Genomic DNA, 17783 nt, shown 5'->3' with positions numbered 1-17783 from the left:
TTATGGTGAAGAACATCAGTTATATCAACACATACGTTATATTTATACGATTCTACTGCACCATTCTCATAAGTGTAAACTTAGGACTTAGCGGGCTTCGCAGGTTTGATGTTTTTGTTCTTCACCTGCACAGCCACGGGCTCTTGCGGGTGTTCAACCGGATACAATTTGCGGAACAACAACGTCTGCAAGACCAGGAATGAACCGCCGATCGTCCAATACAGCGGCATCGCTGCAGGTGCCGAAAGCGAGAAAAAGGCCATCATCAAAGGAGAAATATATCCCATGATTGCGAATTGTTTTCGCTGTTCCGGCGCCATATTGGCTTGCGAAACCTTGGCTTGGATCAGATAAATTATTGCTACCACAACTGCAAGCACATAGTCAGGCGCTCCTAATTTGAACCACAGAAAGGAGTGGGAAGATAGCTCCGGCGTAAGCCGGATAGCCGTGTAGATACCTGACAAAATGGGCAACTGAATTAGCAGTGGCAAGCATCCAATATTCAGCGGATTGAATTTGTGCTTTTTGTAGAGCTCCATCGTTTCCTGGGAAAGCTTCTGCTTATCGGCTGGGTCGTTTTTGCCCTCATACTTTTTCTTGAGCGCATCCATCTCCGGCTTCATAGCATTCATGATCACTCGGGTTCCTTGCTGAGATTTGGCTTGTCGCATCATCAATGGCAACAACGCAAGACGGATAACGAGGGTAATCACAATAATGGCTACCCCATAACTTCCATTAAATATCGTTGCGATGTGCTGAATAAAATACGACAGTGGAAATACAACATAATGGTTAAAGAACCCTGGTGTTGATGAATTAATCTCGGAGACGTTGTTACTGCATCCAGCCAGTAGCATAACTGCAAAAAGAATTGCAATCAGGCCATAGATCCGTCCCTTGCCAGATGTAAAAGTGAACCCCTTGCTTGTCTTATGTTCCATATATATCCTCCTCGTTGTTTTGTAGAAAGTACATACAACGAGGAATGGCAATCTGGTTCATCTTCATCCGGGGATTCTCTTCGTCTGACAATTCGACTTAACGCTTCAGGTCTGTGTTGTCCGTCCAAGGACAAGGCTGGCAATCCAGGTTCCAGACCACCTCCGGCCCCACCTTCCATCCAGTACTCTGTAATGCCGCAATGCAGATGGGCAATATAAGCGTAACTGACTGTGAAAATGAGTCCGAGTGAAAATATATAGGGTATCAATTCCTGAAGTTCAAACAAGGGATTCACCCCCTTTATAGGTTAGTTTTTATAGTATAACACTTACATATTGATTTTGCATAAATTCATTGCTGGAAAACAGGTAGTTGAATTCATTCCGTTCTCCATTTGGATAATTCTAGCTTAGCTCTATGTCTTGCCGCATTAAAAGAAGTCCATGAACTCTCTGTTTCCTCCAGGTCGAAGTTAGCTTGACGCTCCAGCATTTCCCCTTTCAAATTCGGGTACTCTCTCTGGGCAAACTCTCGCAGTAGCGGAACCGCGTCAGCTGATAAACTTGCCAAATAGGATGCATCAATAACGCCTGTCTGATGATATCGTGCAATATTGAGCTCCGCAATCCGTTTATCCATACCCACATAGTTGACTGTCACATAGGCTGTAAGGGACAGTATAATATACCAGCGGATTAACGGTATGGAGGTATAACGGATTCGAAGAGCGGCAATGAGCAGCAGCAAAGCCAGAAAAATCATAAATGCATGTACGAGAAATCGAATGTAGGTGTATCCGTAAGCCTGTTCATACAGGTTGAGGCGTATAAACGCCGAGTACAGCATGATAGCGGAACAAGCCACCAGGACAAAGAGCAGCACCTGATGCACAACAGAACCTATTTTGCCGCTTGAACGGGTGAACTGAAGAGCGATGATCAGGATGAAAAAATTAATGCCTGTTACCAGTATCAGCTCCACAAATCCACTTCTTGCATACTCCGCATAAGACAAGTCTGACGGAAGATGCCCCTCACCCGCTCCAAAAAGATAAGAAAATTGTACAAGCACAAACAGAACGTACACACAGTTAATAACCAGCAGCATCGTGCCCACAATGACGGGGTCCAATCTAAAAGGTCCACGATGAGCTTGAGAATGAATCGTCTCAGGTGCGATTTTATTTACTTGCTTATCCCCTATGATTGAGTTCGAGGAAGGATTCTCTTGTATGAAATTCACGGAAACGTCTTCTCGCTTTTCGATTTCTGAAGCAACCGTAATTACTTTTCCATTTTTCCAATGTGCATTCTCTCTTTTCTGCACTTCATATTGCATCGGCTGCACGAATCCCCATACGTAACTGAACAATAAAACGCCCGCGATGAGAATCCAGATCATTCTCGGTAGCCCTGGTGTCAGTGTCAGTTGATTTAACCATTCCGGAAAACCAGATAAATACTGATTAAAAATTCCATCTGCAGAGGAGAGCAGTGCTATTACCACGATGAGGATGGGAACGGATGCGATAAGGCCAATGAATACTTTAAAAGCAGCCGTTTTCTGTGTTTTGCCCAATCCCCGCCCTCCTGTTTTCACCACAATACTTGCAACAGTTCCCCAATGACGGATGGATTGTGGCAGCAAATGGTCCAAGGCGGTACCGATCAATTCAATATTCCACCATTGTCTCTGTTTTCTGCCGACTAGATAAGTCATATGTAAGATAATAAGCCCTGGTACGACCAGGAAATTAAGTATACGCAGCGGTTTATTGTCGTATAACAGAAACGTCAGCGCCAGCATCAGCACCACCCCAGCCACAAAAGCATTAATCATGGTCAATGGCCGCATACAGTCTCTGGCAAACAAGAACATAAAGCCATAAAAGAGGATAACAAAGATGGGATAAGAAACACCAGGTTCCTTGCCATAAAACAAATACTGATGAATGATAGCTAACATGAATGCCGATAGTAGCGTAATTAAAGCGCGATTGGGTGAAGCCATTATCTTATCAATCATGGGAAATACCTCCATTAACTTTCTAGGTTTAATTCTAGATGATAAAATAAGAATATAAATAGAAATTAAAAACGATAAAACTTCTTATTTTATAATATGATGCATCAGCTACAACCTCCAGGAGGAATCTTAACCTTGAAATTACATCAGCAATATTTGCTGCTCCATAGCCAGTTTGGTCAACTTGCAGAGCATGAAGTAACGCTTTCTGACCTTGCAGAACTGCTCGAGTGTACACACCGTAACACATTAACGATCGTCAAAAAAATGATTGCCCAAGACTGGATACGGTGGGTGTCCCAGCGCGGACGTGGACGGCGTTCTACGCTGACCCTGCTTGTTCCGGCTGATCAAATTGCTGCAGAATACATGATGCAGGCCATGAATCGCCGCGAGTTGCAGCAAGCCGCCGAACAGGTTGGTGCTTATTCTAGTTCTACGACAATGCAGGATCACCTAAACCAGTGGCTGCTTGGTTATTCTGGACACCATACGGAAGCTGGTAGCCATTATGAGCGAATTGATACGCTCAGGTTACCGATCCGCCAACAACTGCATGCGCTTGATCCTCTTTTTATCAATTTGCTGGCAGAATCTTTTGTCACCAGTCATGTGTTCGACGGGCTGGTTCAACGTAATGAACATGGAGAGATTGTTCCTTGTCTGTCTCATACCTGGGATGTCAGTTCAGACCGGAAAACATGGTTCTTTTATTTGCGTAAAGGGATTACTTTTCACAATGGACATCTGCTGACAGCCGCGGATGTGGTGTATACATTTGAACGACTGCAATCCACAGAACGGCGGACATTATACCGCGATGTGAGCAAACAAATTCTATCGCTTGAAGCAACAGATCCCTTGACCGTTTGTTTCAAACTCAAAGCCCCTCACGAATTGTTTTTGCCCTTTCTTTCTACGAGCCGTGCAGCGATTGTTTCACAAGCCACGTACAGGCAACATAGAGATGGAGACAAGGAACCAGATGTACCGAATACCATGCAAAAGCCTATAGGAACCGGGCCTTTCAAGGTTACAACCTGGGATGATCACCTGTGCAGACTTGAAGCTTTTCCAGTATATTTTCAAGGCAGAGCGCATCTGGACCGAGTAGATATTCTACAAATTCCGTGGAGTGCTCCTGCACATTTGGATGAAAAGCAAGATATCGAATCTCCTTTCTTCCACCTTGTTCATAATCCATCCTCGTCTGAGGGTAGGGACTGGACACAGATTAGTGCAGGCGTGATGGTACGCAAATTACTCACTTGTAATACACAAAAAACCGGACCGCTAAGCGATCCGGATGTAAGAGCACATGTTCAGGCGTGTATTACTAAATTGTATGGGAATGGCATGAATGAAAGTAATGAAGGTGGTTTAGGAGATGCTGATAAAATGTTGATGAATGCAGAAGAATTGACTCATTTGTCTCAGCACCCCACTTTTGATCTACCTATTCCCTTGCACATCACAACCATTCCTCAGTATCGGATGGATGCTAAACGTTTGGCAGCGTCATTAGAAATGTACGGCTTCACATGTACTGTCCGCATAGGCACGCTGGAGCAATTCAAAGGCAACCTGAGACTGGAATCCGATCTGATTCTCTTCTCCCTGATTCGGGACCGGGACGAAGAATTACGCAGATACGATCTCTATCTCACTTTATCCGAACATCTGGAGGACTCTTCCAAGAAGAGTGTACAAGAGATGCTGCAAGCCGTTGTTGCTTTGCAACTATCTGCAGACCGAACTGCCGAACTGGACCGGATTGAACAATATTTGGTGCAGCAGAGTTTATTGTTCCATTTAACTGAAAAACCTGTGGAGACGGCCTACCTGCCTTCCGTTCGCGGCCTCTCCTTCAACAGCCAGGGATGGGTAAACCTCCGGCACATCTGGTTTCCGTGAATGCTCGTTAAACGAGCATAACAATCCATTCGTTTCAAGATGCGGTAATGATTTTGGATGCCTATAAACTGGTCATTGGGTCCGCATCCACCTTCTGCCGTATTATTTCATTTCTCTTCGAAATGGTATCCTTCCGACGGTACACACCGAGGAGTAAACCGAGCATGGCATAATCATAAATCAGGTGATTCCCATATCCAATAAAAGGAAAAGAAATACTTAGGATTGGAACCTTCCCAGTGGTCATCGCTAACGAATAGATGATTTGCAATGCAAACACAGCGGTGATACTGACAATAATCATACGACCAAAATCATCCCGGATGCGAGGAAGTATCTTCATCATACTGGCAACATACCAGATGACACCCACCAATAACAGTATCCCGGCTGACCAGCCAAACACATCAATGAGCAGCACACCTGGGTAATTATAATAACTCGTTTTAAACTTGTCGAACGTTGTATCAATCCCATTGCCCCACCAGCCGGATGATTGAATAACTTCAATAATGGAATTATTGTTATACCCGTCCCCGTAAGGATCATCCTGAAGATTCAAAACGACAGAGAGCCTCTTCAGGCGTCCATATTGATCTGCAAAAAACAATAACAATACAAAAATAATTCCTGTTATAACAGCACCCATGACTGTATAAAGCCATTTTTTCGTGAGCCAGCCAAATAAAATAATGCACATTGTGCCAAACAGAACCATGCGAACCCAGTCCGACATTTGAAACAGTAGCACTAACGGTAACGCTACCATTGCAATGTAGGTCAATATGGATTGCATATTACATTTGGAACGAAGCTTGTCCAGCATAATGGCACCTATAGCAATTGGCAAAATCCACACTGAAGCTGTGGTTAGGTCTATTGTTAAGCCAAATAAGCTCCAATACCTGCTATTACCATAAAAATCTGTAGTTATCATTGGACTGATCCACAACATGACATTAAGCAGAATATAGTTCCACCAGGCCGCTCTTTTCAACTTACGATAATCAAAGTAGATAAAGAACAACATCAACATTACACCTATAACAATGTACACCACATGCCCCCGATATAAGGACTGATACTTTTCATCTGCGACATTCGTCGTAAAAATCCATATCAGTAACAGGCTAGTTATAGACAAACCAATTAGTCCAACTAACAGCCCCCAATGCATGCGATGACGATGCAATCTGTGCATACTTTTGCCCACCACTGCGGGATCACCCATCTGCTCAATGGCGTATGCAGCTGCCTCTTCCTGGCTCAGTCCCTCCTGTTCCATGTCCAACATCATTTCTTCCATGTGGTTGCCAAGCTCATCACGCAGATCAGTATGTACTTCACGTGCCTTAACCTGACTACACAGTTGATCAAGATAATGTTTAATCTTCTCATGTCGCTCCGTCATGTTAAGCCCCCCTCCCCAAGCACCCGATCCACTGCACCGCGGAATAAAAGCCACTCGGCTTTTTTATGCTGTAACGCCTCCACACCCTTGTCACAAATGGAATAATATTTACGTTTTCTACTTTCAACCTCCATCCAGTAAGACTCCACCCATCCCTCAAGCTCCATCGCGTGCAGAATGGGATATAACGTACCTTCCTTTAAATTAAATACACCTTCGGATTGACGATGGAGTTCCTTGATCAATTCATAACCGTAAAGCGGCTGTTCCTTCAATAACGTAAGAATCAATGTCTCCGTGCTGCCTTTAATCATTTGTTTGTTTACCTGCACAGCTGTCACTCCCTTTTGTTCATGCTTCAACGTCCAAAAACAACAACCACTTTTACCACACTTTTTAAAACTTCTAATGAACCTAAAAAACCACTCGGTTATATACATCGGAAATCTATGCATAGTAAAACTAGGTATAATATTACCTGATCCTTCCTTTTCTGTCTAGCTATCTATTGAAGACGTTTATGATAAAATAAACAAGTCCTTTCATACCAGAGGGGTCATCATGAATATCTTATTCGTACTCACATATTACATATTCTTTCTATCGATTATAAGGAGGCAATTCCAAACCATGAGCAAACTGATTTTCTTTCTTGGCGGTGCCGGGAGCGGCAAAACAACTCTTGCCAAAGCCCTCTCGCGTAAACATAAAGCTGCTTTTTTGGATATGGATATCCTGCTGCGTCCTGCTGCTGAAGCCATAATGACCCTGCAGGGACTCGATCCTTCCGATCGGGATTCACCGGAATACAAACGGCTGTGCCGTGATTTGGGATACCGTATTACGATGGATGCTGCTCTGGACAATGTGCAATTAGGTATCGATACGGTTGTTGTAGGACCATTTACCAAAGAAATCGGAACTCCGGAATGGATCGAGCAGGAACTCGCACGGATTGGACGTTCCCTGGATGATACAGATGTACGTGTGGCCTATATTTATCTTGCAAATGAAGCGTTGTATCGTGAGCGAATTACAGCCAGACAATCACCCCTGGATGAGTGGAAGCTGGAGAACTGGGATGCCTTCACAGCTTCACTTGCCCGTAAGCAAGTAGCCTGGCCATTGCCCGCCTTCGCCGTGGCTTATATCGATAATTCCGATGAGAACCCTGATATCGCTTTTGCTGAAGTCGAACAACGAATGTACGAATAAAATGTGAATTGAATGGAATGACCTTGAACTTCTCCATTCTCTTTTCATGCTGCTTATATGCTCAATAAAACTAATTCACACCCAAAAGGGGTACTTGTCATGGTGACCCGCTTAGGTCCAACGTGACAAATACCCCTTTTACAATGATCTATGGCCCAAAATCCAAACCTACATGTTACAAAAACTGCTCCACAATATAGTCCTGCTCCAGAGGTGTAATCACGGTGCGCTCCACGGGTGGGCCTTCTGTCAAATACTCTGCCACCTCAGCCACACGAATCGACTCCAGTTCCGCTGTAAATACGAGATTGGCCATCCCTAATGTCTCAACTAATGTTCCCCGCGCTTTAGCGTGAAGCATGAATAAGGTATATAAATCGGGACGTTTCAACTCCGTCATTGCCCGAGCGATCAAAGCCACATCGGCTTTGTTGTTCTCCACCGGCACTTTAGACTGTCTTTTCAAGTCAAGATCGCACCACAAAATGCGCCGCTCCTGTACATCAATAATGGCTGGAATACAATTACGGGAATCTGCCGTCAGATCGATTCGCTCCTGCACCGTTGAAGGTTCGAATATTTCATCCGACTGTGGCGCCTGACGCATCATCCAGCCAGCATAACACTCCAGCAAATCCTTGATGACATTATCCCTGAATGCGTTAACCATGATTACAATATAACGTGCGCCTAACTTAGAAATGGATGGCAAATGCAGATCCATATACTTCGCCGCTCCATCCGGTGCAGTCACCTTAAGCCCGCTATTTGCAGCTACATATTCACTCGATTGCAGAGGGGTCCGGAATGTTTGGTCCATATAACGCCAATCCTCATCATACAGCACTCCTGACAGATCGGTATTCACACATTCGATTCGCTCCTCACCGCCCAAGCCTTCTCTCCACAACAGAAAAAAACGAACGGTATCTCCTGCGGGTAACGATATCCATGACGCACGCGATAGAGCTCGAAGAGATTCGCTTGCCCTTCGTTCTCCCGATGGAACCGAAAACTCTTGAAGTCTTTCATCAATATAGACATTACCGAGTGAAGGTAACTTGGCAAACCGTTTCAACAATGTATGTTCTACCGCAGATATTACCTTATGAACATCCTCAACATTGAGATGAGGCAATGGCTGAGTGGAGACATACAGATTTGCCATGTTACCTTTTGGGAAAAAGTTCCTCCTGACCTGAAGCTCCGTCCGTGTGCTGAAGTGGGCCAACACTCGAAGCAGCGCCCTTGTCGATACCTTTTCTTCCACAGTTTCCATTTTGCCGATCACTTGCTGTACCGGAACACCGGAACGTATCATTCGGTCCAGCTGACCGACCATCTCTCCCGAACGTTCGGCGAGCGTCTCCAGAATAAGCTGGTTTTCTTTCTGTTCAAATGCCCGCTCCACTCTGCCATGAAAGGTAAGCGGTCGTTCCCCATGTCGCAATTGGTCCAGCACCGCTACTGCCTCTGGATAACGGTGAAGATATTCACCCGGATGTAGTCGCTCGGCCAATCTCTTCCAGCGCTCTTTATATTGAAACAAATCTTCCAACGGGATTGAAGCACCCTCCAATAAAGCAAGTATGATCCGACGTTCAAATCGGGTAAATGAACGGAAACGGGTCTTCTCCTTCAGACTGACATCTCCATCGGAACACGCCACCGCCAGCCGCAATATATCTGTTGCCGAGTGCAAATGTCGCTGGAATTGCTCCACCGAAGCACGCCCCGCCTTTAATAAAGCCGCACAATAAACGGCTGCATTTTCCCCTACTGGTATTTGCCCTGCTTCTGGCTCAAATGCGACCCAGCCTTCGTACTTGGTCGCAAACCAGATCAACTGCTCTCTTGCAACTAGCGATAACGCAGATTTCGCTGTAAGCAGGTTCATTCCCACTTGGTTAAAATCTGCTTCACTGCCGAGATGAATCACACGCAGTCGCAGCTTGTTGAGCAGTAATATGCGCTGCTCCTGCTCCTTTTCAAGAAGCTGCTGTCTCCATGAATACATCAGAGCATTTAAATAAAACTTACTTTCCTGAATATTCATTTTTCGCTTGGGAAATCTCGGATACACGAGGGTTTCCTTTAAATGGATTCCTTTTATCTGTTGAAGCTCTTCCATCAGTCGCTCGAACCAGGAAATGAATCTATCACGTTCCCAGGTGCGCAGCACCTCTATCAGATTCGTCGAAAACGTATATCCCAGCGATTCCAAATTTCTCATTGCAGTCGCCAATATACGCACAGGCAGCTTGCCTTTGCGCTCTGCGATGATCACTTTCAAATTCCTGCTGAAATAGATTGAGAATAAGTCCATCAATTGTACTCTCCCACATGACAATAATATATTCAGCATTGGTATAATTGGGCCTAGCTTTGTGCCGATTCTTCATATGTATGACACAGTCCAAAAACTAAAAAAATCAGGGAAGCGGCACCCCTAATACCATTGTAAGAGTTCAGAAGGAAGGGATACCATAGCCTGATTAATGCATATTATATCTTATAATTGCAGATTAGAGAATATCACATCGAAAGAGAGCGGCAGAATACCACTTAACCTGAAAGGTAAGAGTATTCTGACCGCTCTCTTTACATTTATTTATTGTCGCTGTTCACCTGCAAATTATCCGTGCTGACGTGCCGCTTGACGTCCGGCGATACGAGCTGTAATTAACTGATGACTGTCATCAATCTCTTCCGGCGTGCATGCTGCTTTCAACTCATATACTTTGACCGGAGAACGATCAATAATATCCAGGAATGAATCAAAAAACGCCATGTCCTTACTATGAATATACGGACACCAATGATCCGACAAGCCTACTGTCTCATGAATATGGACCCCGACGACATGGTCGATCAATTCGTTTGCTTCGCGTACATTATCATAGAGCCCCATACGGTCCATCATCATACCGTGACCAATGTCGTACCATAAGCCGAGTGGTGCCCCTTTCATATTGCGAATAATTGCACCCGCCTCCTGCAGCGTCGGCATCTGGTAACAGCGTGATCGGGTCTCAATGCCGAAATTCACCCCGTACCCGCGCTGTTCAGACAACTCACACACTTCTTCCAGACTCTCCTGAATCCTTTTCAGATAATGTGTGCTCACTGCTTCACGCTTCTCTATCATCTCTTGCCACAACGATTGATAGTCCGAGGAGTCCGGCCCTTGATCGTGATATATCTTTTTCAATGCTTCATCAATATTATATTCAAACGGCACCTCACCTGGATGCACGACGACTGCCTTCGCTCCATATCGGTGTGCATACTCTGCTGAACCGAGCAGCAGTTCAATGGCGCGCTTACGACGAGGCTCATCGTCGAAACCGAGCAGAACCGAATCGGTTCCATAATCGGGATCTGGTACATGCGGAAACGTGTTGTGCACACTGGATATTCCGATTTCTCCCCGTTCAATCATCGGTTCAATTGTTTGTAACAATTCATTTGTAACGTTATAGTTGAGCTCCACCTGTCTAAACCCTAGAGATTTGATCTCCTCAATCATGCCCTGACCCGTAGTGTGACGTTTGATATTCCAGCAGGTTGAAAATGAATATTCCTTTTTGTCGGTAAACATGGCTTCGTCCTCCTAATATGCGATGTTCAACCCGTTCAATGTCTGATGAATCTTCTCTATTTTCAAATCAGCCTAGTTGATGTTTAATGCTGCCTCTTGCTGAAGACTCCACATCGTTTGTTGTAACGCCACCTGCACTGCTCCGGTCACTACAGCCCGCTCGCCCAGCTCTGAACAGATCAGTTCCGGCTGCGCCGGGAATTGTTCAGATACGATCTGTCTGAGGTGCGGCAATAACACATCCCCGTTTCCCCCAATACCTCCGCCAAGTACAATGAGATGGGGAGCGAGAACGACACAGATATGCCGCAGAGCCGATGCGATCATTTGACTGTATTGTTTCAGAATGTGCACAGCCTGCGTTTCTCCACGTCGGGCAGCTTCGAACAGTTTCTCAGGAGTCTGCTGTTCACGAAGATCTTCTATACCAGAATCAGTGTCCTCAAGAAGACTGGCATCCCACTGACGCTTGGCCAGTTCCATCAGACCATCAGCAGACAGGAGATCCTCCAATCGACGGCCCTCTTCCAACAACATCTCCGCGAGTTCGCCTGTCAACCCACCCATGCCTCGTAGCAATTGTCCGTTCACCATGATGCCTGCACCCGTTCCAGTACCGATGGAGAAAAAAACAAACAGATTGGAATCCGCTGCGGCTCCCCTCCTGTACTCACCCAGTGCAGCCAGGTTCACATCGTTCTCCAGGATCACTTCACACGAAAATACCCCCGACAATGATTCAAGTGAGAGCAACTTTTCCAATCCCTCTAACGGGGCAACGATTCGGTCAATATCTCCAGATCCCGGGACTACAACACCAGGGATGCCAAAACCAACACATTGAATCTGCTCCCAATTCAATTGGTTTTCCGTCAGTAATTCATCCATATGGCTTCGAAGAACATCAAGGAGAGCCGTCCCCACTCGATCAGCACTTTGAACGAATAACATCGGATACGTTCTGTAATCCTTAATCTCACCATTCAGATCAGAGAGTGCGATCCGAATTCGGGTTGCCCCAATATCGATGCCACACACATAATAAGCTGTTTCGTTGAATCGAATGAGTGTTGCTTTGCGACCCTGTGCATTGTCGGCTCTACCGGTTTCCAGCACCAGATTTCGTTCAATCAGATGTTCAATCGCCGACGACACCGTAGGTTTGCTGAGTCCGGTCTGACGACTGATATCTGCCCTGGACATTGCACCAGTTGCGATCAGCGCATCCATGATCAGATTCTCGTTCAGATTGCGGATATATTGAGATGTGCCAGCCATTTTATCGCCTCCCTGTATAGTTAGTTAAGTTTCTTAACGAATTAAATTTAATATATCATCGGGGTTTATACGTGTACAGCTTTTTGTCTGTATCGGATAATATGATTTCAATATCAAAACCTGAAATCGTCGTGATCATTTAATTTCGACTTTACACTATATAAATCCAAAAAAGCCGCAGTGAGATACACCGCAGCTTCTTACTTCCTTATACATACGCTTCATTACGATTTGGACAATTCGATGAACCCTTCACCAAATACGTCACGCACATCATGGATCGTTATGAAAGCAATTTCGTCCTCCGCTCGCACAATCTTCTTCAGCATTGGAACTTCTTGTTTGCTAATGACAATATATAAGATCTCTTTCGGGTTCTTTGTATAGTAGCCATGGCCGGACAGAACGGTGACTCCCCGATCCATCTTCTCAATGACCTGTTGAGCAATGGCGTCCTGCTTGGTAGATATAATCGTAACTGCTTTTTTCGGATTGAGCCCTTCAATAATGAACTCCATCGTTTTGGTGCCGACGAACAGCATGACAATCGTACACATCAAACCTTGCGGCCCTATAATGAAGAAAGACGAGAATGCCACGATCAGATCGAAGAATAACAGTCCATAACTGATGTTCCAATCCAGATATTTGTTGGCAAGACGGGCCAGAATAACCGTACCCGCCGTTGTACCACCTACTCTAACAATCAAACCGATACCCAGACCGGCAAATAATCCACCAAAAATAGTATTAATCCAGAGCTCGTCCGATGCAATCGTCCAGCTCTCGGTCAGGTGCAGGAACAGCGAGTTGAATACCACCGCAATAATGGTATACACGGTTGTCGTTCTGTCCAGAAACTTGTACCCCACAATCAGCAGGATACCATTCAGGAGCAAGTTCATCAGTCCTGGAGACCATTCAAAAAGGTAATACAAAATAATAGTAATCCCCGTAACGCCGCCTTCAGCCAAATCATTCGGGATGACGAACAGGTTTACTGCAAGTGCAAACAGAAATGCACCCGCCATAATAAATAGAATATCCGTTATTCTTTTCTTCATCATGCACTCCATCCAATCCATCAGAAAATCAACCTATCAACCAATTTCATAAGTTGTCATAACCACTCAATGATAGATTCTACCATGCCATGAACAAAATTTGTATACATAATACAAATTGTTGCGCGAATTGTACAAAGGAATTCGAAATCCGTGCTTATTTAGGCTATATAAAGCAGTTTAACTTCATCCACCCATGACAAATGTCATGGGTCGTCATTGATATTCATCATTACAGTGTACTGACGTTTATGACTTACTGTAATGGATGCATTCTTATACAATGATAAAAACGCCTTACTTGGAGACATCTTCCCAGGAAGCGTTAGGTTATAACTGATTACAGTTATTAACCATTGAAGGAGGACGTACGTCAATGAGCAGATCCAAGGAAATGGCGCTAAAAAAAGAAGTCACCCCTTATGAGAAAAACAATCTTCGCCTGAGTATTCAACAATTAGTGAATTCCATACTGCCATTATTATTATTATGGGCCGCAGCGTACTATAGCTTGTCCGTGTCCTACTGGTTAACATTTCCGATTGCTCTCGTAGCCTCGGGATTTGTACTTAGAACGTTTATCATCTTCCATGACTGCTGTCATGGTTCATTCTTTAAAAGCAAACGTGCCAACGACATTCTCGGCACCATTACAGGTGTATTAACCCTGACGCCTTACCTGCAATGGAAAAACGAGCACTCCATTCATCACGCAACCAGCAGCAATCTCGACAAACGTGGTGTTGGCGATATCTGGGTTATGACCGTTGAAGAATACAAAGCAGCTTCCCCTTGGGGTCGTCTCTTCTATCGTATTTATCGTAATCCGTTCGTCATGTTTGGTATTGGTCCCATTTATGTATTCCTGTTCGCTTACCGTTTTAACCGTAAAGGTGCAAGACGCAAAGAACGTATGAATACTCATCTGACTACAGTGTTAATCGTAGCCCTCTATGCCTCCATGTGTTGGTTGATCGGCTGGCAGGCTTTTGTACTGGTGCAAGCACCCGTATTTTTCTTCTCCGGTTTCTTCGGTATCTGGCTGTTTTACGTACAGCATCAATTCGAAGATACGTATTTTGAACATGAAGATGAGTGGAGTTATGTAAAAGCAGCTGTAGAAGGTAGCTCATATTACAAACTGCCGAAACTGCTGCAATGGATTAGTGGCAATATCGGGTTCCACCATGTGCATCACTTGAGCCCACGTGTACCCAACTATTATTTGGAAGAAGCACATAACGCAACACCGCCTTTGCAGAAGGCAACAACGATTACGCTTCGTTCCAGTCTGGCTGCCCTGCGCTTCCGTCTGTGGGACGAAGAATCCAAACAATTTATCAGCTTCGGCGAGATCAAAACGTTATCCCGCAAGCCTTACGCTCAACCGCCTATTCGAGTAAACAACCAAGCGGGTCTGACAGAGAAGCCTTAACTCTGTCGGATTCGTTTTCTTGTATTCAGGCTAAAGTCGTGCTACAGTCAGGCTAAGTTTGAGTACAATGCAAGTCCGAGGAGGAGAATTTTCATTCAAAAGTGGATGCAGCTCTTTTATAAAAATACAGGTTTAAATCCTTATGTATGGCTCGTCTTTTTCATCCTTCCCTTCTATTATATTTCACAATATTCCAAATTGTGGCCCATGGTTGCGGGGATTTTCATCATTCTGTTCTTCTTTGTTTGTTATCTGCTTGCCTTCATCACAAAGGGCTGGCAGGTCTATATGTGGATTGGATTGTTGATCGCCATATCGATAACGATGACCATCGCTTATGATTATGCCTATTTCTCATTGTTTCTTGCTTTTTTTATTGGGAATATTAAAAATAAAGCCGGTTTCTTCACCCTCTATTCGGTGAACTTGGCAGCCAGTTTTCTAACCATTAATTATAGTTTCATCAAACAGAGCACCCTGCTACTCAGTCAGTTCCCGTTTGTATTCATTAGTTTGATGGCATCCATTCTGCTTCCGATCAGTACGTATAACAAAAATAAGCGTGAACAGCTGGAAGGCCAACTGGAGAATGCAAACAAAAGGCTGGATGATCTTGTAAAAATGGAAGAACGGCAGCGTATTGCACGTGATCTGCACGATACCCTTGGACAGAAGCTCTCTCTCATCGGTCTGAAAACCGATCTGGCGAAGCGTCTGCTCCGCATAAATCCAGATCAGGCCGAGATTGAACTGAACGATCTGAGACAGACAGCGAGTACGGCACTAAAGGAAGTTCGGGAAATGGTAACGACCATGCGTGGAACACAACTGGTGGATGAGCTGTTCCGTGCTGAACAGATTTTGAAGGCCGCTTCCATTGAATTTGTACTGGAGGGCAATCCGAAGTTGCAGGATACGTCACAGTTAAATGAAAATGTGCTCGGCATGTGCCTGAAAGAAGCCGTGACAAATGTTGTCAAACACAGTCAAGCAGCGGTATGCACCATTCGGATCCAGGAAACACTGGCCGATAATATACTAACGGTTCAGGATAACGGAGTCGGAATCGAGCGTACCCGCAAGCAAGAACGGCGCGGTACCGGAATCTTGGGAATGAAAGAACGACTTGAATTTGTGAACGGTTGTTTGGATATTCGTTCCGGAGCAGACATGGAAGGTACAGGCATTGTCATCCATGTTCCCAAGCTGGTCCGCAAACCGATAAAGGAGGTTGAACAATGATTAGGATCGTAATCGCCGAAGACCAGCGTATGATGCTAGGGGCCTTGTCTTCCCTACTCAATCTGGAAGAGGATATGGAAGTGGTAGGTCGTGCAAGCAATGGACAGGAAGCTCTTGCTCTGGTCAGGGAGCTTACACCAGACATCTGTCTGATGGACATTGAAATGCCCGTCAAAAGTGGCCTGGAGGCCGCTGAGGAACTTAAAGGCCTGAACTGTAAAGTCATTATTTTGACAACCTTTGCCCGGACCGGATATTTCGAGCGTGCTTTGAAAGGCGGTGTACGCGGTTATCTGTTAAAAGATAGCCCGATCGAGGAACTTGCCGAAGCAATCCGTCAGGTCATGAATGGAAGACGTATTTTTGCCCCCGACCTGGTGGACGAGGCTTATGTTCAGGAGAACCCGTTGACCGAACGTGAAAATGCCGTTCTCGGCCTGATGGCGGACGGTAAAAATACAAAGGAAATAGCCGGACATTTATTTATTACAACCGGTACCGTGCGAAATTACATCTCTATTATACTCAACAAGTTAAACGCAAGTAACCGTATTGAAGCTATCACCCGTTCCAAAGAAAAAGGGTGGTTTAAATGAAAGTACCGCTTTAACCCAATGAAACATAAATAAGCAAGGTACACCTTCCCATCGGTGCACCTTGCTTTTATAAGGATAGGCTGGACTGGAGCACTCACTCCCATCCAGCCTATTCCCCCTTTGAAACCTTATTTCAGGGCCATGTTACTTTACAGAAACAACCATGCCCAAAGCTTCCAGTGGCACCTGTTCGGTCTGGAGCTGATGAATCTGCTTGCCATCTTGCCAGGAGATCGTTACATTGACGTTTTTACCACCGCTTGGGTACTCCACGTTTACGAATCCTTTATCCTTTGGTGCAGGAAGTGTATGGGACTCCAAATATTCCACCATTCTCTTCGCAATTCCCGGATTATTCATGTTATCTTCGGAAACGGATCGAATTTGAAGCGTCCATCTGCCTTCTGTCCAAGTCAGATATTGACTGCCCGCCGCACCTTCGGTCATCCCCTTGATACCATGTCCCAGATCCACTGTCATATCCTTAGGAAAGTCTTTCAAGTCTGTCTCAGGGAAAATATCGGTACTGTTCGGATCTTTGTACGTCTTCACTTCATAGGATGCCAGAACAGGCACCTTGCTGCCAGAGGCCGTCAACGAAGCATCATTCACCGCAACAGGCTGGTCAGTGGAATAATAGTTAATGTGGAACGCATCTGAAGTATTCGATGTGATCGATGCAGTCAGATGTTTTCCCTTTTCCAGGGAAAATGAAGTAGGTAATGAAGCGTTCTTCATCTTCAGCTGACTGCGAATGTCCATAATGACATCGTTCCCACTTTGCTGGGTTTGACCGTCACTGCCCGTTTCCGAATTCGATGTCCCGCTTCCTGCAGAACCTTTGGTCCCCGTTGTTCCTGTAGTATCTGTTCCGCTATCTTTCGTTCCATTGGAGAAATCGGCTCCTCCACTGCCTGACTGAGCCTGTTCGCCAGCCGCGGGGGACGTGTTGTCCGCTGATGATGGTTTGGTATCCTGACCACCACACCCCGCAAGAGCAAGCAGCACGGCTGTTGTCACAGGAATCGTCATCCATAGTTTAGGTTTACTCATG

Annotated in this window: 15 protein-coding genes; 5 read left to right on the top strand and 10 right to left on the bottom strand. The window is 45.1% G+C overall.

Annotation, left to right across the window (positions count from 1 at the left end):
• Positions 1–80 precede the first annotated feature (80 nt).
• From yidC to RS891_RS13090, 3 genes are all read right to left on the bottom strand, one after another.
• On the bottom strand, positions 81–947 hold the full coding sequence (gene yidC, locus RS891_RS13100; protein ID WP_315795509.1) for a membrane protein insertase YidC: 867 nt from the start codon (positions 945–947) through the stop codon (positions 81–83).
• Positions 884–1234 (bottom strand): hypothetical protein, encoded by a 351-nt coding sequence (locus tag RS891_RS13095; protein WP_315795508.1) that lies wholly within the window; start codon positions 1232–1234, stop codon positions 884–886. The genes yidC and RS891_RS13095 overlap by 64 nt, the downstream gene beginning before the upstream one ends.
• 92 nt (positions 1235–1326) lie before the next feature.
• A complete protein-coding gene (locus RS891_RS13090; protein ID WP_315795507.1) occupies positions 1327–2973 on the bottom strand; it encodes a DUF4153 domain-containing protein in 1647 nt (548 codons plus the stop codon).
• Positions 2974–3108: 135 nt separating this feature from the next.
• Here RS891_RS13090 and RS891_RS13085 point away from each other — a divergent pair, with 135 nt between their 5' ends.
• Positions 3109–4887, top strand: coding sequence for an ABC transporter substrate-binding protein (locus RS891_RS13085; RefSeq protein WP_315795506.1), 1779 nt, complete (start codon positions 3109–3111; stop codon positions 4885–4887).
• 61 nt (positions 4888–4948) lie between these two features.
• Here the strand turns inward: RS891_RS13085 and RS891_RS13080 are convergent, their stop codons facing one another.
• Positions 4949–6298, bottom strand: coding sequence for an FtsW/RodA/SpoVE family cell cycle protein (locus RS891_RS13080; protein WP_315795505.1), 1350 nt, complete (start codon positions 6296–6298; stop codon positions 4949–4951).
• Positions 6295–6630 (bottom strand): PadR family transcriptional regulator, encoded by a 336-nt coding sequence (locus RS891_RS13075; RefSeq protein WP_315795504.1) that lies wholly within the window; start codon positions 6628–6630, stop codon positions 6295–6297. The genes RS891_RS13080 and RS891_RS13075 overlap by 4 nt, the downstream gene beginning before the upstream one ends.
• A gap of 298 nt (positions 6631–6928) precedes the next feature.
• Between RS891_RS13075 and RS891_RS13070 the strand changes: the two genes are divergently transcribed.
• Positions 6929–7513 carry a P-loop nucleotide/nucleoside kinase family protein gene (locus RS891_RS13070; protein WP_315795503.1) on the top strand — a complete coding sequence of 195 codons (585 nt, stop codon included), beginning with the start codon at positions 6929–6931 and terminating at the stop codon, positions 7511–7513.
• A 175-nt stretch (positions 7514–7688) separates the two neighbouring features.
• On the opposite strand, the gene RS891_RS13065 is transcribed toward RS891_RS13070, so the two are convergent.
• From RS891_RS13065 to RS891_RS13050, 4 genes are all read right to left on the bottom strand, one after another.
• Complete coding sequence (locus tag RS891_RS13065; RefSeq protein WP_315795502.1) at positions 7689–9839, bottom strand: cytoplasmic protein; 2151 nt, start codon at positions 9837–9839, stop codon at positions 7689–7691.
• Between the two features lie 309 nt (positions 9840–10148).
• Positions 10149–11114: a sugar phosphate isomerase/epimerase family protein gene (locus RS891_RS13060; RefSeq protein ID WP_315795501.1), complete on the bottom strand. Its 966-nt coding sequence runs from the start codon at positions 11112–11114 to the stop codon at positions 10149–10151.
• A 72-nt stretch (positions 11115–11186) separates the two neighbouring features.
• A complete protein-coding gene (locus RS891_RS13055) occupies positions 11187–12392 on the bottom strand; it encodes an ROK family transcriptional regulator (RefSeq protein WP_315795500.1) in 1206 nt (401 codons plus the stop codon).
• Between the two features lie 224 nt (positions 12393–12616).
• Positions 12617–13456 carry a YitT family protein gene (locus RS891_RS13050; RefSeq protein ID WP_113052849.1) on the bottom strand — a complete coding sequence of 280 codons (840 nt, stop codon included), beginning with the start codon at positions 13454–13456 and terminating at the stop codon, positions 12617–12619.
• A gap of 376 nt (positions 13457–13832) precedes the next feature.
• Here RS891_RS13050 and RS891_RS13045 point away from each other — a divergent pair, with 376 nt between their 5' ends.
• The 3 genes from RS891_RS13045 to RS891_RS13035 all read left to right on the top strand — a co-directional run bounded on the left by RS891_RS13045 (position 13833) and on the right by RS891_RS13035 (position 16729).
• A complete protein-coding gene (locus RS891_RS13045) occupies positions 13833–14891 on the top strand; it encodes a Delta(5) desaturase DesA (protein ID WP_315795499.1) in 1059 nt (352 codons plus the stop codon).
• 93 nt (positions 14892–14984) lie between these two features.
• Positions 14985–16133 carry a sensor histidine kinase gene (locus RS891_RS13040; RefSeq protein WP_113052378.1) on the top strand — a complete coding sequence of 383 codons (1149 nt, stop codon included), beginning with the start codon at positions 14985–14987 and terminating at the stop codon, positions 16131–16133.
• Positions 16130–16729, top strand: a complete 600-nt coding sequence (locus tag RS891_RS13035; protein WP_090896853.1) for a response regulator transcription factor — start codon at positions 16130–16132, stop codon at positions 16727–16729. Before RS891_RS13040 ends, RS891_RS13035 begins: the two co-directional genes overlap by 4 nt.
• A 144-nt stretch (positions 16730–16873) precedes the next feature.
• On the opposite strand, the gene RS891_RS13030 is transcribed toward RS891_RS13035, so the two are convergent.
• The gene (locus RS891_RS13030; RefSeq protein ID WP_315795498.1) at positions 16874–17782 is read right to left on the bottom strand and encodes a hypothetical protein; all 909 of its coding nucleotides are present in this window, start codon (positions 17780–17782) and stop codon (positions 16874–16876) included.
• Position 17783 lies beyond the last annotated feature (1 nt).

It is taken from the genome of Paenibacillus sp. BIC5C1 (genome assembly GCF_032399705.1).
In the GTDB taxonomy this organism is placed as follows: domain Bacteria; phylum Bacillota; class Bacilli; order Paenibacillales; family Paenibacillaceae; genus Paenibacillus; species Paenibacillus taichungensis_A.
The sequence above is the reverse complement of the archived record's forward strand: the minus strand, read 5'-3'. Positions and strand labels throughout refer to the sequence as shown.